Annotated in this window: 23 protein-coding genes and 1 tRNA gene; 9 read left to right on the top strand and 15 right to left on the bottom strand. The window is 65.5% G+C overall.

The features are described from left to right. Positions 1–86: 86 nt before the first annotated feature. The 10 genes from OID54_RS19200 to dnaA form a co-directional block, all read right to left on the bottom strand. The gene (locus tag OID54_RS19200) at positions 87–221 is read right to left on the bottom strand and encodes a DLW-39 family protein (protein WP_003958712.1); all 135 of its coding nucleotides are present in this window, start codon (positions 219–221) and stop codon (positions 87–89) included. Positions 222–390: 169 nt separating this feature from the next. After that, positions 391–464, bottom strand: a tRNA-Ile gene (locus OID54_RS19195). 84 nt (positions 465–548) lie between these two features. Continuing rightward, a complete protein-coding gene (locus tag OID54_RS19190) occupies positions 549–1,187 on the bottom strand; it encodes a DUF3566 domain-containing protein (protein ID WP_329021247.1) in 639 nt (212 codons plus the stop codon). Positions 1,188–1,190: 3 nt separating this feature from the next. After that, entirely contained in the window at positions 1,191–3,800 is a 2,610-nt protein-coding gene (gene gyrA, locus OID54_RS19185; RefSeq protein WP_329021246.1) for a DNA gyrase subunit A, read from the bottom strand. Between the two features lie 41 nt (positions 3,801–3,841). Continuing rightward, entirely contained in the window at positions 3,842–5,902 is a 2,061-nt protein-coding gene (gyrB, locus tag OID54_RS19180) for a DNA topoisomerase (ATP-hydrolyzing) subunit B (protein ID WP_329021245.1), read from the bottom strand. Positions 5,903–6,539: 637 nt separating this feature from the next. Then, positions 6,540–7,097: a DUF721 domain-containing protein gene (locus OID54_RS19175; RefSeq protein WP_329021244.1), complete on the bottom strand. Its 558-nt coding sequence runs from the start codon at positions 7,095–7,097 to the stop codon at positions 6,540–6,542. Beyond that, a complete protein-coding gene (locus OID54_RS19170) occupies positions 7,094–8,311 on the bottom strand; it encodes a DNA replication/repair protein RecF (protein WP_329021243.1) in 1,218 nt (405 codons plus the stop codon). The genes OID54_RS19175 and OID54_RS19170 overlap by 4 nt, the downstream gene beginning before the upstream one ends. Positions 8,312–8,342: 31 nt before the next feature. After that, positions 8,343–9,221 (bottom strand): phosphogluconate dehydrogenase (NAD(+)-dependent, decarboxylating), encoded by an 879-nt coding sequence (gene gnd / locus OID54_RS19165; RefSeq protein WP_329021242.1) that lies wholly within the window; start codon positions 9,219–9,221, stop codon positions 8,343–8,345. 147 nt (positions 9,222–9,368) lie between these two features. Then, positions 9,369–10,499, bottom strand: coding sequence for a DNA polymerase III subunit beta (dnaN, locus tag OID54_RS19160; RefSeq protein WP_329021241.1), 1,131 nt, complete (start codon positions 10,497–10,499; stop codon positions 9,369–9,371). Between the two features lie 1,045 nt (positions 10,500–11,544). Then, on the bottom strand, positions 11,545–13,362 hold the full coding sequence (dnaA, locus tag OID54_RS19155) for a chromosomal replication initiator protein DnaA (protein ID WP_329021240.1): 1,818 nt from the start codon (positions 13,360–13,362) through the stop codon (positions 11,545–11,547). A gap of 371 nt (positions 13,363–13,733) precedes the next feature. Here dnaA and rpmH point away from each other — a divergent pair, with 371 nt between their 5' ends. The 9 genes from rpmH to OID54_RS19110 all read left to right on the top strand — a co-directional run bounded on the left by rpmH (position 13,734) and on the right by OID54_RS19110 (position 20,785). Next, the gene (gene rpmH / locus OID54_RS19150) at positions 13,734–13,871 is read left to right on the top strand and encodes a 50S ribosomal protein L34 (RefSeq protein WP_010985740.1); all 138 of its coding nucleotides are present in this window, start codon (positions 13,734–13,736) and stop codon (positions 13,869–13,871) included. An 18-nt stretch (positions 13,872–13,889) separates the two neighbouring features. Continuing rightward, a complete protein-coding gene (gene rnpA / locus OID54_RS19145; RefSeq protein ID WP_329021239.1) occupies positions 13,890–14,261 on the top strand; it encodes a ribonuclease P protein component in 372 nt (123 codons plus the stop codon). After that, positions 14,258–14,617, top strand: coding sequence for a membrane protein insertion efficiency factor YidD (gene yidD / locus OID54_RS19140; RefSeq protein ID WP_329021238.1), 360 nt, complete (start codon positions 14,258–14,260; stop codon positions 14,615–14,617). The genes rnpA and yidD overlap by 4 nt, the downstream gene beginning before the upstream one ends. 3 nt (positions 14,618–14,620) lie before the next feature. Next, positions 14,621–15,880 (top strand): membrane protein insertase YidC, encoded by a 1,260-nt coding sequence (gene yidC / locus OID54_RS19135; RefSeq protein WP_329021237.1) that lies wholly within the window; start codon positions 14,621–14,623, stop codon positions 15,878–15,880. A 14-nt stretch (positions 15,881–15,894) separates the two neighbouring features. Further along, positions 15,895–16,407, top strand: coding sequence for a Jag family protein (locus tag OID54_RS19130; RefSeq protein WP_329021236.1), 513 nt, complete (start codon positions 15,895–15,897; stop codon positions 16,405–16,407). 114 nt (positions 16,408–16,521) lie between these two features. After that, a complete protein-coding gene (rsmG, locus tag OID54_RS19125; RefSeq protein WP_329021235.1) occupies positions 16,522–17,238 on the top strand; it encodes a 16S rRNA (guanine(527)-N(7))-methyltransferase RsmG in 717 nt (238 codons plus the stop codon). 486 nt (positions 17,239–17,724) lie between these two features. After that, complete coding sequence (locus OID54_RS19120) at positions 17,725–18,801, top strand: ParA family protein (protein WP_329021234.1); 1,077 nt, start codon at positions 17,725–17,727, stop codon at positions 18,799–18,801. After that, on the top strand, positions 18,798–19,886 hold the full coding sequence (locus OID54_RS19115) for a ParB/RepB/Spo0J family partition protein (protein ID WP_329021233.1): 1,089 nt from the start codon (positions 18,798–18,800) through the stop codon (positions 19,884–19,886). Before OID54_RS19120 ends, OID54_RS19115 begins: the two co-directional genes overlap by 4 nt. A 281-nt stretch (positions 19,887–20,167) precedes the next feature. Beyond that, positions 20,168–20,785, top strand: a complete 618-nt coding sequence (locus OID54_RS19110; protein WP_329021232.1) for a GNAT family N-acetyltransferase — start codon at positions 20,168–20,170, stop codon at positions 20,783–20,785. 101 nt (positions 20,786–20,886) lie between these two features. On the opposite strand, the gene trxA is transcribed toward OID54_RS19110, so the two are convergent. The 5 genes from trxA to OID54_RS19085 form a co-directional block, all read right to left on the bottom strand. Beyond that, a complete protein-coding gene (trxA, locus tag OID54_RS19105) occupies positions 20,887–21,222 on the bottom strand; it encodes a thioredoxin (protein ID WP_329021231.1) in 336 nt (111 codons plus the stop codon). A gap of 48 nt (positions 21,223–21,270) precedes the next feature. Then, positions 21,271–22,245, bottom strand: a complete 975-nt coding sequence (gene trxB, locus OID54_RS19100; protein ID WP_329021230.1) for a thioredoxin-disulfide reductase — start codon at positions 22,243–22,245, stop codon at positions 21,271–21,273. Positions 22,246–22,369: 124 nt separating this feature from the next. Beyond that, a complete protein-coding gene (locus tag OID54_RS19095; RefSeq protein WP_329021229.1) occupies positions 22,370–23,272 on the bottom strand; it encodes an anti-sigma factor family protein in 903 nt (300 codons plus the stop codon). After that, entirely contained in the window at positions 23,269–23,973 is a 705-nt protein-coding gene (gene sigM, locus OID54_RS19090; RefSeq protein ID WP_329021228.1) for an RNA polymerase sigma factor SigM, read from the bottom strand. Before sigM ends, OID54_RS19095 begins: the two co-directional genes overlap by 4 nt. Positions 23,974–23,998: 25 nt before the next feature. After that, positions 23,999–25,711 (bottom strand): protein kinase family protein, encoded by a 1,713-nt coding sequence (locus OID54_RS19085; protein ID WP_329021227.1) that lies wholly within the window; start codon positions 25,709–25,711, stop codon positions 23,999–24,001. Between the last annotated feature and the right edge of the window lie 84 nt (positions 25,712–25,795).

Below are 25,795 nucleotides of genomic sequence, written 5' to 3'. Positions count from 1 at the left end.
GCGCCGAGCACGAGGTGAGGATGCCAGGGCAGCAGAAAGCCCCGGTCGCTTCGTGCGACCGGGGCTTCGACCAAGATTGCTGCGACTCACACACCCGAACCTGCGGGCACGGAGTCGGTCGCCTCCGTCCACAGATCCTGCTCGGCGCGATCCGCCTGGATCTGGCGGTACACGAGGAGCCCGCCGATGGCGGCCAGTGCGACCAGGAGAAGCTTCTTCACCGCGCGACCTCGTCTTTCCTTGACGTATGAGGACTTCTGCCGCCCGACTATACACACCGACCGATACCGATCGGTGACCTACGTGGACGCTCGCCCTCAGCTCAACTTCCGCAGTCAATAATGCGTTCGGCCCGTACGAAGTCACTCCGTACGGGCCGATTCAACACTGTGGGGCTAACAGGATTTGAACCTGTGGCCTCATCCTTATCAGGGATGCGCTCTAACCAACTGAGCTATAGCCCCGCCGCGCTGCGCGCTGACCTCTGAAGATTAGCGCACGTCGGGCGCAGCTCCCAAATCCCGGGGCCAAAGGCCCCGGACCTGGGACTACTCGTCCTCTGCGAGCGTCAATTCCACACCGCCGACGAAGCCGGCGGAGAGGTTGTAGATGAACGCTCCGAGGGTCGCCAACGCGGTGGCGAGCACAACGTCGATCACCGCGATGATCGAGGTGAAGATGAGCACCCGCGGCAGCGAAAGGAACGACTGCAAGTCGAACCCATTGCTGTCGGTCGAGCCCGTGGCTTCGCTGATCGTGCCGCCGACGGTGGAGAAGACGCCCATGGCGTCCATCACCATCCACAGCACCGCAGCAGCGATCACCGTACAAATGCCGAGCGCGATCGAGAGCAGAAAACTGACCTTCATCACGGACCACGGATCGGCCTTGGCCACCCGCAGTCGCGCCTTACGGGTGCGCGGTGTGGTCCGCGCACCCGTGCGGGGCAGCCGCACGCCGGCCTGCGTCCCCTCGTCGCCGTGCGGCGACGGGTAAGCCTGGGGCGGGCGGTAGGGCTGCCCGCCCTGGTGGGGCGCCGGCTGGTCGCCACTGAACGTCTCGTACGGGGGCTGCTTCCCCCGGGTGTCTGTCACCGTAACCCCCTGGGAGTCCGTGGCTGAGCCACGGGCACCGCTCGCTCCAGAAGCTCCGGCAGCGGCCGAACCGGCGCCCGTGGCTCCACTCACGCTCTACTCCTCGTGCTCCCCGGCCGAAGGCTCGGTGCCCTCGGCTGCCGCTTCGGCCGAAGCGGCGAAGGTCTCATCGGTCCCCACGGCCTCTTCGGCCCCTTCGACCTCTTCAGCCTCCCGACCAGCCTCGGCGTTACGAGCGATACCGACCACGGCATCGCGCTTGCCCAGGTTGATCAGTTGGACGCCCATGGTGTCACGGCCGGTCTCCCTGACTTCATTGACTCGCGTACGAATCACACCGCCGCCGAGGGTGATGGCGAGAATCTCGTCCGTCTTCTCGACCACCAGAGCGCCCACGAGCGATCCACGGTCCTCCACGATCTTGGCAGCCTTGATGCCGAGGCCGCCACGACCCTGGACGCGGTACTCGTCGACAGCGGTCCGCTTCGCGTAACCGCCATCAGTAGCAGTGAACACGAACGTACCGGGCCGCACCACATTCATCGACAGAAGCTCGTCTCCTTCGCGGAAACTCATCCCCTTGACACCCGATGTGGCACGCCCCATCGGGCGCAGGGCATCGTCCGTCGCGGTGAATCGGATCGATTGCGCCTTCTTGCTGATAAGTAGCAGATCGTCCTCGGCCGACACCAGTTCTGCGCCGATCAGCTCATCATCGGTTCCCGCCTCGGTCTCCCGGAGGTTGATCGCGATGACACCGCCGGAGCGAGGCGAGTCATAGTCCTTCAGCGGGGTCTTCTTGACCAGACCGCCCTTGGTAGCGAGCACCAGATAGGGCACGGCCTCGTAGTCGCGGATCGCCAGGATCTCCGCAATCTGCTCGTCCGGCTGGAAGGCGAGCAGATTGGCCACGTGCTGACCGCGTGCATCACGGCCGGCATCGGGGAGCTCGTACGCCTTGGCGCGGTAGACCCTGCCCTTGTTGGTGAAGAAGAGCAGCCAGTGGTGGGTGGTGGAAACGAAGAAGTGGTCGACGATGTCGTCTTCCTTGAGCTTCGTCCCCCGGACGCCCTTGCCGCCCCGCTTCTGCGACCGGTAGTCGTGGGTCTTCGTGCGCTTCACATAGCCGCCGCGGCTGATCGTGACGACGATGTCTTCCTCGGCGATCAGGTCTTCGATGGACATGTCACCGTCGAAGGGCACCAGCATCGAACGCCGGTCGTCGCCGAACTTATCCACGATGACCGCCAGCTCATCGCTGACGATCTGCCGCTGCTGGGCGGGGGAGGCGAGGATGGCGTTGTACTCGTTGATCTTGGCTTGCAGCTCGTCGTGCTCGGCAACGATCTTCTGGCGTTCCAGTGCGGCCAGTCGGCGCAGCTGCATCTCCAGGATGGCGTTGGCCTGGATCTCGTCGATGGTCAGCAGTTCCATCAGACCCGTGCGGGCGATGTCGACGGTGTCGCTGCGCCGGATCAGCGCGATGACCTCGTCGATGGAGTCCAGCGCCTTGAGCAGACCGCGCAGGATGTGCGCCCGCTCCTCCGCCTTGCGCAACCGGAAGCGTGTGCGCCGGACGATGACCTCGATCTGGTGGTGCACCCAGTGACGGATGAACGCGTCGATCGACAGCGTCCGCGGCACGCCGTCCACCAGCGCCAGCATGTTCGCGCCGAAGTTCGTCTGGAGGTCCGTGTGCTTGTACAGGTTGTTCAGGACGACCTTGGCGACGGCGTCGCGCTTGAGCACGATCACCAGCCGCTGACCCGTGCGGGACGAGGTCTCGTCCCGCACGTCGGCGATGCCGCCGACCTTGGCGTCCTTCACCAGGTCGGCAATCTTCTGCGCGAGATTGTCCGGGTTGACCTGGTACGGAAGCTCCGTGACCACCAGGCACTGACGGTTCTGGATCTCCTCGACCTCGACGACCGCGCGCATCGTGATGGAGCCGCGACCGGTCCGGTACGCCTCCTCGATGCCCTTGCGCCCCACGACCAGGGCGCCCGTCGGAAAGTCCGGGCCCTTGATCCGCTCGATGAGGGCGTCGAGCAGCTCCTCATGGGTGGCGTCGGGGTGCTCCAGCGCCCACTGGGCGCCCGCGGCGACTTCCCGCAGGTTGTGCGGGGGGATGTTGGTGGCCATGCCGACCGCGATGCCCGCGGATCCGTTGACCAGGAGGTTGGGGATACGGGCCGGCAGGACCGTCGGCTCCTGGTTGCGGCCGTCGTAGTTGTCCTGGAAGTCGACGGTCTCCTCGTCGATGTCCCGGAGCATCTCCATCGACAGCGGCTTGAGCTTGCACTCGGTGTACCGCATGGCGGCGGCCGGGTCGTTGCCGGGGGAACCGAAGTTTCCGTTGGAGTCCACCAGCGGCAAGCGCATCGACCACGGCTGGGCCAGCCGGACCAGGGCGTCGTAGATCGAGGAGTCGCCGTGCGGGTGGTAGGTGCCCATGACGTCGCCGACGACGCGGGCGCACTTGTAGAAGCCCTTCTCGGGCCGGTACCCGCCGTCGTACATCGCGTACAGCACTCGACGGTGGACCGGCTTCAGTCCGTCCCGCACGTCCGGCAGGGCGCGGGAGACGATGACGGACATCGCGTAGTCGAGGTAGGAGCGCTGCATCTCCGTTTCGAGCCCGACGGGCTCGATCCGCATGACCGGCTCTTCTTCGGTGGTGGCAGGGTTAGGTGTCTCGTCGGCCATTGCTGGTCTTCGGTCCTTTCGTACGGTCAGCTGAGACCGACTCAGATGTCGAGGAAGCGGACGTCCTTGGCATTGCGCTGGATGAAGGAGCGACGTGCTTCGACGTCCTCACCCATCAGCACGGAGAAGAGGTCGTCGGCCTGGGCCGCGTCGTCCAGGGTGACCTGGCCGAGGACGCGGTGCTCCACGTCCATGGTGGTGATGCGCAGTTCCTCGGCGTTCATCTCGCCCAGTCCCTTGAAGCGCTGGATCGAGTCTTCCCTGATCCGCTTGCCCTGCTGCTTGCCGAGCTCCACCAGTGCGTCGCGCTCACGGTCCGAGTACGCGTACTCGAAGTCGTCCCGACCCCACTTGATCTTGTAGAGCGGCGGGCGGGACAGGAACACGTGCCCCGCCTCGACCAGGGGGCGCATGAAGCGGAAGAGGAACGTCAGCAACAGCGTGTTGATGTGCTGACCGTCGACGTCGGCGTCCGCCATCAGAATGATCTTGTGATAGCGGAGCTTCGCGATGTCGAAGTCCTCGTGGACCCCGGTGCCGAAGGCCGAGATCAGCGCCTGGACCTCGGTGTTCTGGAGGATCTTGTCGATCCGGGCCTTCTCGACGTTCAGGATCTTGCCGCGGATGGGCAGGATCGCCTGGTACATCGGGTTCCGACCGGACTTCGCCGAACCACCGGCGGAGTCACCCTCGACGATGAAGATCTCGCACTTGATCGGGTCGTTCGACTGGCAGTCGCTGAGCTTGCCGGGCAGTGAGGCCGACTCCAGCAGGCCCTTGCGCCGGGTCAGATCGCGCGCCTTACGGGCGGCCACCCGGGCGGTCTGCGCCTGGATCGCCTTGCGGATGATGTCCGCGGCCTCGTTCGGGTTGCGGTCGAACCAGTCGGTGAGGTGCTCGTGCACGACCTTCTGGACGAACGTCTTCGCCTCGGTGTTGCCCAGCTTGGTCTTGGTCTGGCCCTCGAACTGGGGCTCGCCCAGCTTGACCGAGATGATCGCCGTCAGACCCTCGCGGATGTCCTCGCCGGAGAGGTTGTCGTCCTTCTCCCGCAGCAGCTTCTTGTCGCGCGCGTAGCGGTTGACCAGGCCCGTGAGCGCGGCGCGGAACCCTTCCTCATGCGTGCCCCCCTCATGCGTGTGAATGGTGTTCGCAAAGGAGTAAACGCCCTCGGTGTACTGGGAGTTCCACTGCATGGCGAGCTCGACCGAGAGCATCCGATCGCGGTCTTCGGCCTCGATGTCGATCACGGTCGGGTGGATCAACTCGCCCTTGCGCGAGTTGAGGTACTTCACGAAGTCGACGATGCCGCCCTCGTAGTAGTACGTGACCGTGCGGACCTGCTCCTGCTCGGCCTCCTCGGCGGTGTCGGCGCCGACCGTGGCCTTCGCGGACTCCCGCTCGTCGGTCAGCGTCAGGGTCAGGCCCTTGTTGAGGAAGGCCATCTCCTGGAAACGACGGGAGAGCGTCTCGAAGGAGTACTCGGTCGTCTCGAAGATCTCGCCGTCGGCCCAGAACGTCACCGAGGTGCCGCTCTCGTCCGTGGCCTCGTTCTTGGCGAGGGGCGCGGTCGGGACACCGAGCTTGTAGTCCTGCGTCCACCGGAAGCCGTCGGCCTTGACCTCGACGGCGACCTTGGAGGAGAGGGCGTTCACGACGGAGACACCCACGCCGTGCAGACCGCCGGAGACCGCGTAGCCCCCGCCGCCGAACTTGCCGCCGGCGTGGAGGACGGTCAGGACGACCTCGACCGCGGGCTTGTTCTCCGAGGGGACGATGCCCACCGGAATGCCTCGGCCGTTGTCGATGACGCGAACGCCACCGTCGGCGAGGATCGTGACCTCGATCAGGTCCGCGTGCCCGGCCAGGGCCTCGTCGACGGAGTTGTCGACGACCTCGTACACCAAGTGATGAAGCCCACGCTCACCGGTCGAGCCGATGTACATGCCGGGGCGCTTGCGAACCGCGTCCAGCCCCTCCAGGACGGTGATCGCACTGGCGTCGTACGAGGCAGTGACCTCTACGCCGCCATTGAGGGTGGACGGGGTGATCTCGTTGGGGTTGCCGGAATCGGCCACGAAGCGCCCTTTCTGGCACAGCACAAGCCGTTCTCCGGACAGGCGGGGACGGCTGCGTCGTTCGACATGTTCCGCAAGGTGGCGGGATTGTCCATCAGTCTACCGGTACCGCCGACACTCATGGGGGTTTGCCGGTGCTTGAGTCCGCATGTGCCGCCCTAAACACTGACGGTCCGACTCCCCATATGCGGGAAGGGGCTACAGGAGGCTGACACCGGCATTGAGCGCTTTGGACTGTCAGCGAACGGCTACGGTGAGGGACGGATCATGAAAGGCCCCATTCCGGGCGCTGGAACGGCCCCGCGATCAGGGCTGGGAAGCGGCGGGGGAACGACCCCAAAACCGGTGCGGGGACGAAGCAGGAGCGGGCGCGTCCCCGCCCTGCCGCCCGGCGCCCGCCCGGCCTCGGCACCCGGAGCGGCCGACCGCGTGGGCCGGGCGGGCGCCGGGCGTCCGGACACCCCCACTGCTCGGGCGCCGCATCCAGGAGGCCCTGAGCGGCGCCGGGTCGATCGGAAAGGCTGAGCCGTGGGCGGTGGAGCACACAAGGCGCACCACAGCGGTTCTGCACGGAATTTTCACAATCCAGGGCGGGGTCCACGACCGATCCGACAGTGGTACCGGAATCCGACGGTGGTACCCGAGATCGATCCGAACCGCCCTATCCGTAGGTGTCGCCCGGGCCGGTGCTCCCGGGCGCACGGAGCGGCCCGTACCCCTTCCAGGGGCCTCCCGGTCCCAACACCTTGATCAGCCTCACGGTGCCCTGCCCGAGGTCCTCGTTGAGCCGAGCCACCAGGCGTGGCGCGAGCAGCCTCAGCTGGGTCGCCCAGGCCGTGGAGTCGCACTGCACCGTGAGCACCCGTGCGTCAGGGGCCTCGTCATAGCGCAGCGGCACACAGTGATTGGCCAGGTGCTCACCCACGATCTGCGGCCAGCGACCCATCACTCCGCCCACCGCGGCCGGGGTCTCCCAGCCGCGCTCGGTGATCAGTCGATTGATCGCCGCCCCCAGGGGCAACGGGTCACGACCGTCGGCATGGGCTCCGGAACGAAGCCCCCCACCCCTTCTGGCCTGTTTCTTCTCCTGCGCGGCTGCACCGCGGGCCCGGGCTTGCTCCTTGGCCGCCCGCAGGGCTACGCGTGCCAGGTCCACGCCGGAGACCTCGGCCGGCGCAGGGAGCCCGGCAGCCACAGGGAGCGGCAGTTCCGCGCTCATGCCCGCTTCACCTCGCCACCGGCGACCTCGTAGCGCGTCCCGGCCAACACCCCGGGTACGTCGTCGTCGACGGCCGCGGTCACCAGGACCTGTTCGGCGGGAGCCACCAACTCGGCGAGCCGTTCCCGACGCCGGGCGTCCAGCTCGGCGAATACGTCGTCCAGGACGAGCACAGGTTCGTTTCCTTCGGTGCGCAGCAGATCGTAGGAGGCCAGCCGTAGGGCCAGGGCGTAGGACCAGCACTCGCCGTGACTGGCGTATCCCTTGGCGGGCAACTGGCCCAAGCCGAGCACCAGGTCGTCGCGGTGCGGTCCGACGAGTGTGACTCCCCGCTCGATCTCCTGTTTGCGGGTCTCGCCGAGCGCGGTGAGCAACTGTTCGTAGATCTCGGAACGGTCGGGGGACTCATCCGGGTGAGTCACGGTCAGTCCGGCGGAGGAACGGTACTCCAGGGCGATCGGGCCGCCACCGGGTGCGAGTGCCTCGTACGACTTCTCGGTGAGCGGCTGGAGGACCCGGATGAGCTCGAACCGCTGGGCCAGCAGTTCGGCGCCCGTGTGGGCCAGGTGCTGGTCCCACACGTCCAAGGTGGAGAGGTCCGCACCGGAGCCGCCGCGCGTGCCGGAGTCATCGGGCTCGCCCGGTGGTTCCGCAACCGCGCGGCTCGACGCGCGGCCCGGCTTGGTCACTCCGTAGCGACGGGCTATCGCCGCCGATTTGAGCAGGGAGTTTCGCTGCTTGAGCACGCGCTCGTAGTCGGCGCGCACCCCCGCCATGCGCGGTGAGCGGGCCGTGACCAGTTCGTCGAGGAAGCGACGGCGATCGCCGGGGTCGCCCTTCACCAGGGCCAGATCCTCGGGGGCGAACAGGACCGTACGGACGATCCCCATCACATCTCTGGGCCTGACCTGCGACGACCTATTGATCCGGGCCCGATTGGCGCGCCCCGGGTTGAGTTCGAGCTCCACCAGTTGCGAGCGTTCGCCCTGGGTGACGGCGCCCCGGATCACGGCGCGCTCAGCGCCGGCCCGCACGAGTGGGGCGTCGGAGGAGACCCGGTGGCTCGACAGCGTGGCCAGGTAGCCGATGGCCTCGACGAGGTTGGTCTTCCCCTGCCCGTTGGCGCCCACGAACGCGCTGACGCCCGGGTCGAGTGGGACCTCGACCCGGGCGTACGAGCGGAAGTCGGCCAGTGACAGATGCGTGACGTGCATGGATGTAGGCCGACCTCCCCCGGCTCAGGGCTTACTTCTTGCTCTCCACCGCGTGGCCACCGAACTGGTTGCGCAGTGCGGCGATCATCTTCATCTGCGGGGAGTCGTCCTGACGGGAGGCGAACCGGGCAAAGAGAGATGCGGTGATGGCGGGCAACGGTACGGCGTTGTCGATGGCGGCTTCCACCGTCCAGCGGCCTTCACCGCTGTCCTGGGCGAATCCACGCAGCTTGTCGAGGTGCTCGTCTTCGTCCAGCGCATTGACCGCGAGGTCCAGCAGCCAGGAACGGATGACCGTGCCTTCCTGCCAGGAGCGGAAGACCTCGCGCACGTCGGTGACCGAGTCGACCTTCTCCAGCAGCTCCCAGCCCTCGGCGTACGCCTGCATCATGGCGTACTCGATGCCGTTGTGAACCATCTTGGCGAAGTGACCTGCACCGACCTTGCCGGCGTGGACGGCTCCGAAGTCGCCCTCGGGCTTGAGCGCGTCGAAGACGGGCTGTACGCGGGCGACGTGCTCGGTGTCACCGCCGTACATGAGCGCGTAGCCGTTCTCCAGGCCCCACACGCCGCCGGAGACTCCGCAGTCGACGAAACCGATGCCCTTGATGCCCAACTCGACGGCGTGCTTCTCGTCGTCGGTCCAGCGGGAGTTCCCGCCGTCCACGACGATGTCGCCCGGGGAGAGCAGCTCAGCCAGCTCATCGATGGTGGACTGGGTCGCGGCTCCGGCCGGGACCATCACCCACACCACCCGCGGGCCCTTCAGCTTGTCCACAAGCTCCTGGAGGCTGTGGACATCGGCGAGGTCGGGGTTGCGGTCGTAGCCGATGACGGTGTGGCCTGCGCGGCGAATGCGCTCGCGCATGTTGCCACCCATTTTGCCGAGGCCGATGAGGCCGAGCTCCATCTTGACTGTCCTTAAGCGTCGAATGCCGATGCGTAACCGGTTCCGAGCCTACGCCGGAGTGACGTAGGCAGCCTGACGGGCCTGCTCGGGGTCTGAGCAGGCCCGTGGGAGGACACCGGGAGTGCCTGGCTACAAAGAGGCGGGAACTCAGCCCGAGAGCCGTACAGGCATGATCAAGTACTTGTACGCCTCGTCCGCCTCGGCATCAACGGCGGGCTTGCCACTCAGCAGCGCGGGCTTGGTGGATGTCGTGAACGACAGCTGGGCGACCGGTGAGTCGATCGCGCTCAGCCCGTCCAACAGGAAGTTGGGGTTGAAGGCGATCGAGATGTCATCGCCCTCCAACTGGGCGTCAACACGCTCCACAGCCTGTGCATCGTCGCTCGATCCGGCTTCCAGGATCAGGACGCCCTGCTCGAAGCTGAGTCGCACCGGGGTGTTCCGCTCGGCGACGAGCGCCACGCGCTTGACTGCCTCCACGAAGGGGGCGGTCTCGATCACGGCGACCGAGTTGAACTCGGTGGGGAACAGCGTCCGGTACTTCGGCAGATCGCCTTCAAGCAGCCGGGTCGTCGTCAGCCTGCCCGCGCCCTCGAAGCCGATGAGGCCCTCGCCCTTGCCCGAGCCGGCGAGTGCGAGCGTGACGGTGTCACCGCTGGTCAGGGCCTTTGCGGTGTCGAGGAGCGTCTTGGCGGGCACCAGCGCGACGGCAGAGGTGTCCGCGTTCTCCGGCTTCCACAGGAACTCGCGGACGGCGAAGCGATAGCGGTCGGTGGAGGCGAGGGTGACGGTGTCGCCCTCGATCTCGATCCGTACGCCGGTGAGGACGGGCAGGGTGTCGTCGCGCCCGGCGGCGATGGCGACCTGGGCGGCGGCGGAGGCGAAGACCTCACCGGGGACAGTCCCGGTCGCGGTCGGCATCTGCGGCAGGGCCGGGTACTCCTCCACCGGCAGGGTGTGGAGGGTGAAGCGCGAGGAGCCACAGACCACCGTCGCCCGTACACCGTCTGTGGAAATCTCCACCGGGCGATTGGGCAGGGCACGGCAGATGTCGGCGAGCAGACGGCCGGAAACGAGGACGGTGCCGTCCTCGTCGACCTCGGCTTCGACGGAGACCTTCGCGGAGACCTCGTAGTCGAAGCTGGAAAAGCTGAGCGCTCCGTCCTGGGCCTTCAGCAGAAGGCCAGCGAGTACGGGCGCCGGCGGACGGGCCGGGAGGCTTCTGGCCACCCAGGCCACCGCCTCCGCCAGTACATCGCGCTCAACCCGGATCTTCACCGGAACCGCCTCCTGCTGTTGCTGACTCGCCGTTGCTGGCCTCTGTCGTTGGCTGTGTTGCCGGGGACCAGTCTGACGCACGCCACCGACACTCGGTGCGGCTGCGGGTCAAGTCGTGACCACAGGTGTCGCGGGCTGCCGAGCCGAGTTGTGCACAGGGCCCACTTCCAAACCAATTCCCCGCTAACTATGTGTGGCAGTAGTAGTAGGGCCTGTGGAAACGGTGGATAACGTCGTTATTGCAGGTCAACGCCTGTTTTTTGTCCACCGTGCCTGTGGGTGGAACCGGTGGACAACTCCGTGTTCCTGTGGACACCGAAAAGTTCTGCACACCCCATGCACAGGTTGGGGTCAGTTCTCCCCAGGGCCGTCCCCAGCTTTACCCAGGTTCCCCACAGCCCAATCCGCCTCCTTGGTGTGACGGCTTTCACTCGACACGGTGAGAGGGGGCGTTCTGTTGCCGAACAGTGGACAGCGGTGTGGAGAAGCTGTGGGCAACCCACCTTTGCCTGTGGGGTGCCGGTGGACAAGTTTGATCAAAGCCTGTGGATGAGTTTTTCATCCACAGGCTGTGGATAACAGTTGACCACAATTCCACAACCGAGTGACCTGGGATGATCGTCTCCTGAGCCTCCAGCCTGTGGATGCAATCTGGACAACTTGGCAGTCCCCAGGCTGTGGACGGTGAATTCTCCCCTGATCTGTGGAGAACTCCCTGCGGAGCGGCGGTATTCGAACACTTCAGAGCCTGTCCGGTCGGGTCTCCACCGCCGCGAACGACCTCCCGAGAGCTCCGTACGGGCCGGGAAGCCCTCCACCCGCGGCTCAGGAGAACGCCACAGGGACCAGATTCCACGGCGATCGGCCCGCGGTATGCATCGCTGACCCCGCATCGCTGGCCCACTGGCGCCGGTCACTGGGCACCTAGATCCCTGGTGCTAGTCGCAGGTATGGAGAAGGGCCCTGGAGCATGCTCCAGGGCCCTTCTCCATCGATTGGCCGCTGTCCCGCCGGGGCGTGGCGCACCCCGCACTGCGCGGGTCGGCTAGCCGTTCTTGATGCGGTTGGTCAGTTCCGTCACCTGGTTATAGATCGACCGTCGCTCCGCCATCAGTGCCCGGATCTTCCGGTCCGCGTGCATCACGGTCGTATGGTCCCGTCCGCCGAACTGCGCGCCGATCTTCGGCAGAGAGAGATCCGTCAGCTCGCGGCAGAGATACATGGCGATCTGCCGGGCGGTGACCAGAACCCGGCTCCTGGAGGACCCGCACAGGTCTTCCACGGTCAGCCCGAAGTAGTCGGCCGTCGCGGCCATGATCGCGCTCGCCGTGATCTCCGGCGAGGAGTCCTCGCCGCCGGGGATCAGGTCCTTCAGCACGATCTCCGTCAGTCCGAGATCCACCGGTTGCCGATTGAGCGAGGCGAACGCTGTCACCCGGATCAGCGCACCTTCCAACTCGCGGATGTTGCGCGAGATGCGGGACGCGATGAACTCCAGTACCTCCGGCGGGGCGTTCAGCTGCTCCTGCACCGCCTTCTTGCGGAGGATGGCGATGCGGGTCTCCAACTCGGGTGGCTGCACATCCGTGGTCAGACCCCACTCGAAGCGGTTGCGGAGCCGGTCCTCCAGCGTGATCAGCTTCCTCGGCGGTCGGTCGGAGGAGAGCACGATCTGCTTGTTGGCGTTGTGGAGCGTGTTGAAGGTGTGGAAGAACTCCTCCTGCGTCGACTCCTTGCTCGCCAGGAACTGGATGTCGTCGACCAACAGGATGTCGACATCGCGGTAGCGCTTGCGGAAGGTGTCGCCCTTGCCGTCCCGGATCGAGTTGATGAACTCGTTGGTGAACTCCTCCGAGCTGACGTACCGCACGCGGGTCCCCGGATACAGGCTCCGCGCGTAGTGCCCGATGGCATGGAGGAGGTGGGTCTTGCCCAGCCCCGACTCGCCGTAGATGAAGAGAGGGTTGTACGCCTTCGCCGGGGCCTCGGCGACCGCGACGGCGGCGGCGTGGGCGAACCGGTTGGACGCGCCGATCACGAAGGTGTCGAAGAGGTACTTCGGATTCAGTCGGGCCTGCGGCTCACCCGGCCTCGCAGCCGGGGACGGCTGTGCCCCCAGTGGACCAGGGGCCCCCGTCGGGCCGCGGTGGGACTGGGGGGACTCGTTCCTCTCGTGGCGCTCCGGCCGACCCGACTCGTACGGCTGTCGCTCCGACGGCTGGGGCGAGCGGTAGTCGTGCGACGACTGGTGCGATCGCGGCGAGGCATAGGGGTCGCGGTCCTGGAAGCCACCGAGGCGCGGCTGTTGCCAGGACAGGTCCTCCTGTGAACGCGGCCAGGCGCCGGGTTCGGGCCGCTGCTGCTGCTGCTGATACTCCGGGTAGGCGGGCCGGATCTCCGGCAGCCCGTCCTCTCCAGAGCGGTGGCCGTATCCGCGATAGCGGTCGTTCTGATAGCGGTCGCCCGGTGCGTCGTCCCGCTGCGGGCCTGCGTACTCGTCCTGCTGTCCTTGGTACTCGTCGCGCTGCGGTCCTTGGTATCGCGGTGCCTGGGACTGCTGTGCCGAGGGCCGCGCGGCCGGCGGTTCGCCCACCGAGTCGTCGACCGTGATCGCGATCCGAATGGGACGTCCGCACTCCCGGCTCAACGTCTCACTGATCAGTGAAGCGAGCCTGCCTTCCAGAACCCGCTTGCTCCACTCATTGGGCGCGGCCAGTAGCGCGGTGTCGGAGACCAGCGCCAGCGGCTGGCAGCGTTCGACCCACTGCTTGTCCTTGGGCTCGATGCCTGGCTGGCCATCGGCGAGGAGTTGTTCCAGCACGCGTGGCCACACTGCGGCAAGATCGGCAGGTACGTCAGCCACAAGGCACGCTCTCTCACAGGTCCCACGAAGGTGTGGTTCTCGGGACGGGGATGGGAAGGACAGGCAAGGACAGAAAGGAAAAGGTTCGGAGTTCAGCCAAGGTAGTCAGGGCGACCCGCGCGGTTCAAGTTGTTGTCCACAGCCTGTGCATAGTGGCTGCGGGTGTGACCCTGGTTTGACCGGATGGCGTAGCCGCGCGTACCGTAAACAGGTCGAGTTGTCGATGGCTGCTGCCGCCTGCCTCCGATGGGCAAACCTCACACTCTGTGATGGTGAAGCGGTGCACTCGGGCGAAACGCGAGCTACTCGTGGGCGCACGGTGACAGCCAGGCGATGTCCCGCCATCTACGAATCATTTCTGGAGCCCCCGAGTGAGCAAGCGCACCTTCCAGCCGAACAACCGTCGTCGTGCGAAGACCCACGGTTTCCGTCTTCGCATGCGCACCCGTGCCGGCCGCGCGATTCTCGCGTCTCGCCGTGGCAAGGGTCGCGCAAGCCTGTCCGCCTAATCGCGTACAGGTCATGACGTGCTGCCTACCGAGAATCGGCTGAGGCGGCGCGAGGACTTCGCGACCGCGGTACGACGGGGTCGCCGGGCAGGTCGCCCGCTTCTCGTCGTCCATCTACGCAGCGGTTCAACGGACCCGCACGCGCCTGGGGAGAGCGCTCCCCCGACGTGTGCGGGTTTCGTCGTAAGCAAGGCTGTAGGCGGAGCGGTCGTGCGCAACAAGGTCAAGCGCAGACTGCGGCATCTCATGCGTGATCGGCTCGCCGAGCTGCCCCCCGGTAGCCTGGTGGTCGTACGGGCGCTGCCCGGCGCGGGTGACGCCGCTTATGAACAGCTGGCCCGAGACCTGGATGCCGCCTTCCAGCGGCTGCTGGGAGGGGGCGCGCGATGAAGTACCCGCTGCTGGCTCTGATCAAGCTGTACCAGTGGACGATCAGTCCCCTGCTGGGACCCGTCTGCCGGTACTACCCGTCGTGTTCCCACTACGGATACACGGCCATCGACCGACACGGTGCGGTGAAGGGCACGGCTCTCACCGCTTGGCGGATCCTGCGGTGCAATCCGTGGTCGCCGGGCGGTGTGGACCATGTGCCGCCCCGTAAGCGTCCGCGGTGGCACGAAATGCTGCGCGATGCCGTACGTGGCAACAAGGGCGGGCACTCCGCCGCCGAAGTGCCTTCCCAGGGGTCGACGTCCAAGCCCCTGGAACCGGCCGCAGAGACCTCGCCCAAAGCTCAAGGAGCCTGATTAGTGGACACGATTGCCAGTCTCTTCAGTTTTATCACCACACCTGTTTCGTGGATCATCGTCCAGTTCCACAAGCTCTACGGGGCGGCCTTCGGTCCTGACACGGGCTGGGCCTGGGGACTGTCCATCGTGTCGCTGGTGGTCCTGATCCGCATCTGTCTGATCCCGCTCTTCGTGAAGCAGATCAAGTCGATGCGGAACATGCAGGCGCTTCAGCCGAAGATGAAGGCGATCCAGGAGCGCTACAAGAGCGACAAGCAGCGTCAGTCCGAAGAGATGATGAAGCTGTACAAGGAGACGGGCACCAACCCGCTCTCCTCGTGCCTTCCGATCCTCGCGCAGTCGCCGTTCTTCTTCGCCCTGTACTACGTGCTCTCGAACATCGCATCCGGCAAGACCGTCGGTGTGATCAATGAGTCGCTGCTCAGCAGTGCCCGTGAGGCACACATCTTCGGTGCTCCGCTGGCGTCCAAGTTCACGGACAGCCCGGGCAAGGTCGAGGCTCTCAACGCCACCCTGCTCGATGTGCGGATCGTCACGGCAATCATGATCATCCTGATGTCGGCGTCGCAGTTCTACACCCAGCGCCAGCTGATGGCGAAGAACGTCGACCTGACGGTCAAGACGCCGTACATGCAGCAGCAGAAGATGCTGATGTACATCTTCCCGGTCATCTTCGCTGTCATGGGCATCAACTTCCCCGTCGGCGTCCTCGTCTACTGGCTGACCACCAACGTGTGGACCATGGGCCAGCAGATGTACGTGATCAACCAGAACCCCACCCCCGGCAGCAAGGCGCAGGACCAGTACCTGGGGCGTCTGCTGAAGAGCGCCACCACGCGCGGTGATGTGCGGTCCCGGCGCAAGCGCAATGTCGTGGCGGCCATCGTGGCCAAGGGTCCGGATCGCAATGACAACGAGCGTCGGTTCATCTCCGGTCTTGCCAAGGCAGGCTTCGCGGCCCAGGCCGACGGCAATGTGGCGAAGAGCGACACCGCAGTTGCCGACGTCGAGGGCGGCGGAGCACCGCACAAGCGCCAGCAGCCCAAGCGGCAGACCAAGGCCAAGCGGCATACGGCAGCCACCCAGCCGGGTGCCAAGACCAGCGATGCCGCTGAGCCCGATGCGAAGCTTTCGCTTCGGAAGGACACCCCGCAGGATTCAAAGCCGAAGACGGCTGGCAAGTCTGCCGCACGCCAGCAGCCCAAGGCGGGACAGCGCAAGGGCCAGCAGCGGCCCAAGCACCCGTCGTCCAAGAAGTAAGAAGGAGTCCATCCGTGACGGAAGGCACCATCCCCGCCGCCGCCGAGGAAGGCGACACCCTGACCCGCCTTGAGCAGGAAGGGGAGATCGCCGCCGACTACCTCGAAGGTCTGCTCGACATCGCCGATCTGGACGGTGATATCGACATGGACGTCGAGGCCGACCGGGCTGCGGTCTCGATCATCAGCGATTCGAGCGGTAGGGATCTTCAGAAGCTGGTCGGCCGGGACGGGGAGGTTCTGGAGGCACTCCAGGAACTGACTCGTTTGGCCGTGCACCGGGAGACCGGCGACCGCAGCCGGCTCATGTTGGACATCGCGGGATTCCGGGCGAAGAAGCGCACGGAGCTCGCCGAACTGGGTGCCAAGGCCGCCGCTGAGGTCAAGGGTTCCGGAGAGCCGGTCAAGCTCCAGCCCATGACACCCTTCGAGCGCAAGGTCGTCCACGACGCGGTCGCCGCCGCGGGGCTGCGCAGCGAGTCCGAGGGCGAGGAGCCGCAGCGCTTCGTCGTCGTGCTCCCTGCTTGACCTTTGTTGTTCCATCGGCCCCGTCTGTTTCGCAGGCGGGGCCGATCTTTGTCAGCCTGATAGTCAGCCACCACGGTCCATATTGCGACCCAGCGGTACGGAAGGACGGTCCCCGTGACGGAGGCAGCAGAGCTTCCCCTGGCGCCTGAAGCGGCCCGGAGGGTTTTCGGAGAGTTCTATCCGGAAGCCGTGCGGTATGCGGAACTGCTCGCTGATGCCGGAGTCAAGCGTGGCCTGATCGGTCCTCGCGAGGTGCCACGACTCTGGGAGCGCCATCTTCTGAATTGCGCCGTGCTCTCCGAGGTGGTCCCTGAGGGCGTCACGGTCTGTGATGTGGGCTCGGGGGCAGGGCTGCCAGGTATTCCTTTGGCATTGGTCCGACCGGATCTGAAGATCACGCTGCTGGAGCCTCTGCTGCGGCGTACCAACTTCCTTCAGGAAGTGGTCGAGCTGCTGGGGCTGGATCATGTGACGGTGGTGCGTGGTCGGGCGGAGGAGGTCTTGGGGACCCTTACGCCGGTTCATGTGGTGACGGCGCGTGCGGTGGCACCGCTGGACCGGCTTGCCGGCTGGGGTGTGCCGCTTCTCCGTCCCTATGGAGAGATGCTCGCCCTCAAGGGAGACACCGCCGAAGAGGAGCTTCAGGGGGCCCGGGCGGCCCTCAGTAAATTGGGTGTGGTGAGCAGCTCGGTGCTGCATGTCGGGGAAGGGCTGGTCGACCCGCTGGCCACCGTGGTGCGTGTTGAAGTCGGTGAGAGTCCGGGCGGAGTGCGATTCGCTGCGAAGCGAGCCAAGGCTGCACGGGTCAGCCGTACACGCCGGAGGCGATGACCGACACGTGACCGGCCGGTGGAACCTGCCCGCTGTGATGGATGTCTCCTGGGGTGGGCACTGGCTCCCGTTTGCTGCGAGATCGGCGAGCGGAGCTGCTCGACCGGGAGCGTTCGGGGGCGATGAGACCGCACCTTTCCTGGCTCCGAACCCTGCCCCGTCTTCTGCTCTGGGATCGGATGACTGTGTCTCCGATAGTTGCGAGGGCGCCCTGCTTCGGTTGAGTCGTCCCTGGATTCCTGGGCCAGATGCTCCATACAAGCTGCCATACGTACACATTTCGGAGTGTCGCCCTGGGGTCGACGCGGTACCCGATGCATCGTGTTTCACGTGAAACGTCGCTCACTGCTGCAGGGAATCATCAGCCGCGGGCGGGCAGCCGCCCCGATTCGTAGCCGTAAGCCCCTCGTTGGGGTTAGGGCGTTGTCCACAGAGGTGGATTCATCCACAGAAGCACGGGCCTCGCTGGTTCATGACCCCGAAAGCATGGCAGGCTCTGTTCATCGCGAGCCTGAAGTCGAGGAGAGTGAATCCTTGCGGTCCGACGCCAACATTGCGGGACCGATGACCGATCCGGTCCCCGGTCCCCGTACCGAGTCGGGGGGAGAAGATGTTTCACGTGAAACACCGCCCCCGATGGACGACACCCCCATTGGTCGAGCTGCCCAGCTGGCCGTGGAGGCGCTGGGGCGTGCCGGCGCGGGCCTGCCCCGACCTGAGCAGACCCGCGTCATGGTTGTCGCCAATCAGAAAGGTGGCGTTGGGAAAACCACCACCACCGTCAATCTCGCAGCCTCACTCGCCCTGCACGGTGCGCGTGTCCTCGTGGTCGACCTGGATCCTCAGGGCAATGCCTCAACGGCCTTGGGGATCGATCATCACGCGGAAGTTCCCTCGATCTACGACGTCCTCGTGGACAGCAGACCTCTCTCTGAGGTTGTGCAGCCGGTCCCCGATGTGGAAGGTCTCTTCTGTGCACCCGCCACAATCGATCTCGCCGGTGCGGAGATCGAGTTGGTGTCTCTGGTGGCTCGGGAGAGTCGGCTACAGCGAGCGATCCAGGCGTATGAGCAGCCTCTGGACTACATCCTGATCGACTGCCCTCCATCGTTGGGTCTACTGACCGTCAATGCGATGGTGGCTGGCGCGGAGGTCCTGATTCCCATCCAGTGCGAGTACTACGCACTGGAAGGGCTGGGGCAGCTGCTCAGGAATGTGGATCTGGTGCGTGGTCATCTCAACCCCACGCTCCATGTATCCACGATTCTCCTCACCATGTACGACGGCCGTACCCGCCTCGCCTCACAGGTGGCCGAGGAGGTCCGTACCCACTTCGGTGAGGAAGTGCTACGGACCAGCATTCCGCGTTCGGTCCGTATCTCGGAGGCTCCGAGCTATGGGCAGACGGTTTTGACTTACGATCCCGGTTCCAGTGGATCTCTGTCTTACCTTGAGGCAGCACGCGAGATTGCACTCCGCGGGGTCGGAGTCCACTACGACCCGCAGCACGCCCATGTGGGCGGCCAGAAAAGTCAGCAGAACGTCTCGGAGGGGATTCAGTGAGCGAGCGACGTAGAGGGTTGGGGCGTGGGCTCGGTGCCTTGATCCCTGCCGCTCCCCAGGAGAAGCAGCAGGCGTCTTCCAGTGTGTCCATGGGGCCTGTTGGAGCGCCACAAACGCCCACCACTGACCGTGGGGTGGCAGCCGCAAAGGTGACGGCGCTGGCAGCCGTACCCGAAGTTATGCTGCCCGCACAGTCTTCGGATCGTTCATCCGAGCAGGCTGAGTCAACGGGTGCGTACTTCGCTGAAGTGCCGATCGACGCCATCACCCCCAACCCGCGGCAGCCCCGTGAAGTCTTCGACGAGGACGCCCTCGCCGAGCTCGTCACTTCCATCAAGGAAGTCGGACTTCTTCAGCCGGTTGTCGTACGGCCGCTGGGCCCGGATCGCTTTGAACTGATCATGGGCGAGCGTCGCTGGCGGGCCTGCCGTGAGGCCGGACTGGAGCGGATCCCCACCATCGTTCGGGATACGGACGATGAAAAGCTTCTGCTGGATGCTTTGCTGGAGAACCTGCACCGCGCTCAGCTGAATCCGCTGGAAGAGGCAGCCGCTTACGACCAGTTGCTCAAGGACTTCAACTGCACTCATGACCAGTTGGCGGACCGTATCGGCCGCTCTCGGCCTCAAGTCTCCAATACCCTTCGGTTGCTGAGGTTGTCGGCGCCCGTTCAGCGCAGGGTCGCTGCTGGTGTGCTCTCCGCCGGCCATGCGAGGGCTCTGCTCTCTGTGGATGATTCCGCGGAGCAGGACCGCTTGGCGCATCGGATCGTGGCCGAGGGTCTGTCAGTCCGAGCGGTTGAAGAGATCGTGACCCTCCTCAACTCCAGCTCTGCGGCAACGGCCAAGCCCAAGAGCCCCAGGGCCGGAACACGTGTGTCGCCTGCCCTGGGCGATCTAGCAACCCGCCTTTCGGACCGCTTTGAGACTCGGGTGAGAGTCGACCTCGGTCAGAAGAAGGGCAAGATCGTCGTGGAGTTCGCCTCGATGGAGGATCTGGAGCGCATCTTGGGCACCCTGGCGCCGGGGGAGGGCAGGGTTCTGGAGAAGAGTCTTGATGACGAGGACTCCCACGACGCGAGCTGACTGAGGCTCTCTGCGGGAGTCATGAGGCGGGCCATGTTCGGGAGAACGACCGGACACGGTCCGCCTGTGTTTCTTTCTCCCCTTCCGCGTGGGGACGCGCTCGATACGATGCTGGTGGATGGTCACTGCGCCTCATTGCCTGACTGCGACCCTCTACCAGTGACCACTCTGGAGTTGCCAGGTAGCCGCAGTCTTCAGCTGAGGGAAGCAGGGTCTGTAGGGCCGGCGAACAGGGTGTCGTGCATCTTGCGAGCCAGGGCAGGAAGCGAGGAACAGCCTCCATGGGGCGTCGGCTTGTACCTCTCACATTGGACAATCTCTCGGACCTGCCCCGGCCTTGCCGGGCATGCGTCTTCTGGGAGCTCGACCCTGTCCGGGGAGACGCCGCAGTTCGAGCGGGGCGATCGGAGCTGGAGAAGGAGTCCTGGATCTCGGCGGTCCTGTTGGACTGGGGGTCCTGCGGCAGAGTGGTCTATGTGGACGATGTCCCTGCTGGGTTCGTTCTCTATGCGCCCCCTGCCTATGTTCCGCGATCCCAGGCATTTCCGACGAGCCCTGTTTCAGCGGATGCCGTGCAGCTGATGACCGCGTGGATCAGCCCCGGGTACCAAGGGCAGGGCTTGGGTCGTGTCATGGTGCAGACAGTCGTGAAGGATCTGCTGCGCAGAAGGTTCCGGGGGATAGAAGCATTCGGTGACGCCCGTTGGAAGGAACCTGCTTGTCTTCTACCAGCTGATCATCTTCTCGCAGTTGGCTTCAAGACCGTGCGGCCTCATCCCTCCTATCCACGGTTGAGGCTGGAGCTGCGGACTGCTCTCTCCTGGAAGGAAGACATGGAACTCGCGCTTGATCGATTGCTCGGCGCCGTTCAGAAGGAGCCGGTACTCAGACCGCTTTGACCATGGGGATGTCTATGAGCGCGAAAGAGGGGCTCATCCCGTACGGGATGAGCCCCTCTTTCGTTTCACATCCGATGTTTCACGTGAAACATCGGCCCATGTCACTTGTGGGTGAGGAACGGCTCCAGTTCACGAAGAATCGCAGCCTTGGGCTTGGCGCCGACGATCGTCTGCGCCACCTCGCCGTTCTGGTACACATTCAGCGTCGGGATGGACATGACGCCGTACTTCGCCGTGATGGTGGGGTTCTGATCGATGTTGAGCTTCACGATCTCGATCTTGTCGCCATGCTCGGCGGCAATGGCCTCCAGCGACGGCGCGATCTGACGGCACGGACCGCACCACTCGGCCCAAAAGTCCACGAGTACAGGCTTGTCGCTCTTGAGGACAACCTCTTCGAAGGTGTCGTCCGTAACGGTCTTCAGGGCGCCGGCCACGGCGGCCTCCTTAGCTTCTTCTGGGGGTGGGAAAGGACGGTCGAGGAATCAGACCGCAGGGGTCTTCTCGGGCTCGGCGACCTTCTCGCCATCGGCGAGGGCCGCGAGGAACCGCTCGGCGTCCAGAGCTGCGGAGCAGCCAGTACCAGCGGCAGTGATGGCCTGACGGTAGGTGTGGTCGACGACATCGCCCGCGGCGAAGACACCGGTGAGGTTGGTGCGGGTCGAAGGGGCAGCGACCTTCAGGTAGCCCTCGTCATCGAGGTCGAGCTGCCCCTTGAAGAGCTCCGTCCGAGGGTCGTGACCGACGGCGATAAAGAGACCAGTGGCCGCCAGCTCGGATGTCTCGCCCGACTTGGTGTTGCGCAGGGTCAGTCCGGTGAGCTTCTGGTCGCCATGGATCTCGGCAACCTCACTGTCCCAGGCGAACGAAATCTTGGGGTCGGCGAAGGCTCGGTCCTGCATGGCCTTCGAAGCCCGCAGCGTGTCGCGACGGTGGACGATCGTCACCGACTTTGCGAAGCGGGAGAGGAAGGTCGCTTCCTCCATCGCAGTGTCGCCACCACCGATCACCGCGATGTTCTGGTCCTTGAAGAAGAACCCATCACAGGTGGCGCACCAGGAGACGCCTCGCCCGGAGAGCGCATCTTCATTGGGCAGACCGAGCTTGCGGTGCTGGGAGCCGGTGGTCACGATCACGGCCTTGGCGCGGTGCACGGTGCCCGCAGTGTCGGTGACGGTCTTGATGTCACCGGTGAGGTCCACGGAGACCACATCGTCCGGAACGAGCTCGGCACCGAAGCGCTCCGCCTGGGCGCGCATGTTGTCCATAAGGTCCGGGCCCATGATGCCGTCACGGAAGCCCGGGAAGTTCTCCACATCGGTGGTGTTCATCAGTGCGCCGCCGGCCGTGACGGCACCTTCGAACACCAACGGGTTCAGCGAAGCCCGTGCGGTGTAGAGCGCCGCCGTGTACCCGGCTGGCCCGGAGCCAATGATGATCACGTTACGGACGTCGCTCACGGGTTCTTCCTCGTCTCTGAAGGCTGCGCTGCTGCCGGGGTGCCGGGTCAATGACTCCTCACCCCACCCAACGGATACTAAGGGGCTCGCATTCCCGGGACGGCATACAGCGCGAACCAATGCGTCAGCGACGAGAGTAGGTCTCTTCCAAGAGCAGCTTTCCAGCGGCCGGCGGTGAGCTGTTCACACAGACGGCATCGACGACATACGCCTGAACGAGCCCCGTGTCAGAGGAGTGGGGGAAGACCATCAGATAGGCGTTGCCGCCTTCGTACGTTCCCTGCTCCACGGCAATCGGAGAGTCGAGGCGTCCTGTTCCTTGCTGGATACAGGTCGGTGCCGCGGCGCCCTTCAGGGCCTGTGGCGAAGACGGTGCTTCATGGGTGCGGACGCCATTGCTGTTCTCCGGCACGGACCGCCTGGCGGAGGCGTTGCCCCCGACGAGCGACTGCACGGTGCTCTCCAGCGCTGGGCCCGCGAAGTCATCAGGCGAACCGAGGTCGGCTACGCCAGCGCTGGTGGAGCGTTTCTCCGAGGCGCCGTCATCGGTGGATCGAACCATTTGAAGGAGAAGCACGCTCATGCTGATGGCGGCGATGGTGAAGACGGCGCCCAGGGTGGCTGTGCGTCGCCGCCGCTTCGTCCGAGTGCGCCCGGGACCAGTGGTGCCGCGTGCATGACCTGAAGGGCGCTCCGCTGCGGGGTGGGTCTCCTGCTCTGACGAGACAAGCGTTGTTTCACGTGAAACATGCGTCGTGCGTTCGGGAGCTGTGGAATCGAGTAGCGCTTCGGCGGCGAGGGCTGCGTCAATGCGCTCGGCGATGTCTGCCGGCATGCGCGGCGTTCCGGGAAGCGTGCCGAGCATGCCCCGGATCTCTTCCAGGGAGGCATGGACATCTGCACACAGCGCGCAGTCGTCCAGATGCTGTCGGAGATCGCTGCTCTGGGCAGGGGAGAGCAACCCTTCGGTGAGATCGGAGATCTCCGAGACGTCCGGGTGCTGAGTCATATCGGCCGTGGATGTCACGCGCGCCCACCTCCGCCCTTCGCAGCAGCCGAGCCGTTTGGCTCTGTGTCTCGTGGTCCCGATGCCGATGGGACGGAATCCCCCGGCGTCCGGTTCCTTCCCCCGCTGGGCCCACGGCTATCCCCAGCATCAGCGCGCAGATGGGTGAGCATGGGCAGCAGTCTGGCCCGGCCTCGGGCGCATCTGCTCTTGACCGTTCCTACCGGCACATCGAGGACGAGAGCGGCCTCCGCCACCGGGTATCCCTGCATATCGACGAGGACGAGTGCGGCTCGCTGATCCGGGGGAAGCTTGGCCAGTGCCGCCAGGAGTTCTCGGTTGAGGTCCTGGCGCTCAGCCGGCGCTTCCGCCGATTCATGCGGTTCCAGTAGCTGCTCCAGGCGCTGTGCGTCATCGATGGGAGACGTTTTGCGGGTCGCTGCCTTACGCGCACGATCCAGACAAGCGTTCACCGTGATGCGATGAAGCCATGTGGTCACGGCGGACTGACCCCGAAAGGTGTGAGCTGCCCGGAAGGCGGAGACAAGAGCGTCCTGGACGGCGTCGGCCGCCTCTTCGCGATCCCCCAGGGTCCGTAGGGCGACGGCCCAGAGCCTGTCACGATGCCGACGCACCAGCTCACCAAAGGCGTGTGGGTCCCCCGCGACATGGCTGGCCAACAGGTCTTGGTCGCTGGTGTCGCGAGGTATCGCGTCGTCCAACGGTGCAGCCCCTCCCCTGGTGCCGTCAGGTGGTGATCTTGATTTCTGAGACCTTGCCTCGGAAATCGCCCTCGCCGGTTGACGGAAGATTGGTCAGCCAGACCAGAACGTACCGCGACTTCAATGGCTTGCCAGGCTTAAGGGAGACATTGGTTCCGGACCCCTCGGCGACCTTGGCGTATTCCTCGAACGTGTCGGGCTCCGATCCGGCCGATTCGGACGCGGCCCGCAGTTCCACGGAGGTGGTCCCTCCGAGGAAGGACACATCGACAGTGCCGATCGGCTGCACCTTGCCGAGGTCCAGAATGAGGCCGACACCGGCCTTCAGTCCGCCGAAGTCGGACTTGCCGCGGTAGCCGTCCGTGTTCCAGTAGGTGCTGCGGTCTCCGTCGAAGCTCTTCTGTATCCCCGCAGGCTTCTCCGACCTGTCCTGGCCGAAGGGGTCGAAGTCTCGCGCCGACTCGATGGTGATCGGCTTTCCGGTCTCGGGAAGGGGATTGGCGCCTTCGTTCTTGTTTCCGGTCTCTGACTGGGTGGTGCCCGGGTCGACTCGTTCCTTGCCGTGGTCGATCAACCTGTCGGCGACCTGCCAGCTACCAAGTCCCAGAGCGGCGATCAGCAGGGCGGCCACTCCCCATTTCAGCACCTTGCCCGTACGACTTTCGAGCGGTGCGGGAGGAGTGGGGATCGCCTGCGTGGTCATGACGCCGGGGCGAGGAGGACGCCCGTAGACGCCCTGTTGGTAGGTGGTCCGCTGGTAGTCGGGTGGCGAGGCGAAGGCCGGTTCTGGAGGGCGGATCCGTGGCATCGACGCGACTGCCTTGGCCAGTTCTTCCGGGGTGGTGCAAGGGGGCTCCTGTCGGGAAGCCGTTGCACCCTCGTTGACCAGTGCCCGCATGGCGAGTTCGGAGAGTCCTCGATGGACACCGGCCCTGACCTGGTCGGGTGGGAGGAGTCCGATGCCCTTGGGAAGCCCGGAGAGGCCGTACGCATTGCTCTCGTAGGGCCAGCGATGGGTCAGGGCGGCGTAGAGAAGGGCGCCGATCGCCTCGGTGTCGGCCCGCTGGGGACGGTCGGTGGTGATGCCCCGTAGCGCAGCATTCACCGCCAGCCCACGGATGCGGTACTGGCCGGACGAGGTCCGCAGTACGGCCCCCGGCGTGAGCCTGAGATGCGCCAGCCCTTCGCGGTGCGCGGCGGTCATGGCCTGGGAGAGCTGATCCACGAGGTGGTAGGCGTCATGCGGCTCCATGGGGCCGAGCGCCAGCACCGCCGTGAGCTCTGTGGCGTCCGGCAGCCACTCATGGACCACATAGACGAGGTCGTTCTCCTCGACCGCATCCAGCACCTGGACGAATCGCGGATCTCCGAGGAGGGCCGCGGAGCGCGCCGCAGCCAGGACCGAGCGGGCTCGTGGGTGGTCGGCGGGGAGGAGATGGACCCCGACAGCACGGCGCAGCTTCTCGTCCACGGCACGCCAGCTGCTGAAACCGTCCAGACGGGTGACGCACTCCTCCAGGCGGTAGCGTCTGGCGAGCTTGTGGCCGCTGTGCAGCTCGGGCGGGGCGATCGAAGGCTCGGCCCTCTGCCGCTCAGGGCCCGTCTCCGGCGTTTCGCCTTCCGCCGTGTTCTCCGTCTGGGCCGCCCCGTCGGTCGTGGCCTTGTCCGCCTGCGCGGTCAGCGGTTCGTCTCCGCTGTTGTCGGCCACGTCGACGGCAGCCGTGCTACGTTCCGCCACCGTCGTTCCTGCCTCCCCATCCGTTGCGCATGAACAAACAGCCATGCCAATTGTGCCCACAGTCCGCCGCTATGCACGACACAC

The organism is Streptomyces sp. NBC_00690 (assembly GCF_036226685.1).
Taxonomy (GTDB): Bacteria; Actinomycetota; Actinomycetes; order Streptomycetales; family Streptomycetaceae; genus Streptomyces.
Note: the sequence above shows the minus strand (reverse complement) of the source record. Positions and strands in the feature narration are given on the sequence as shown.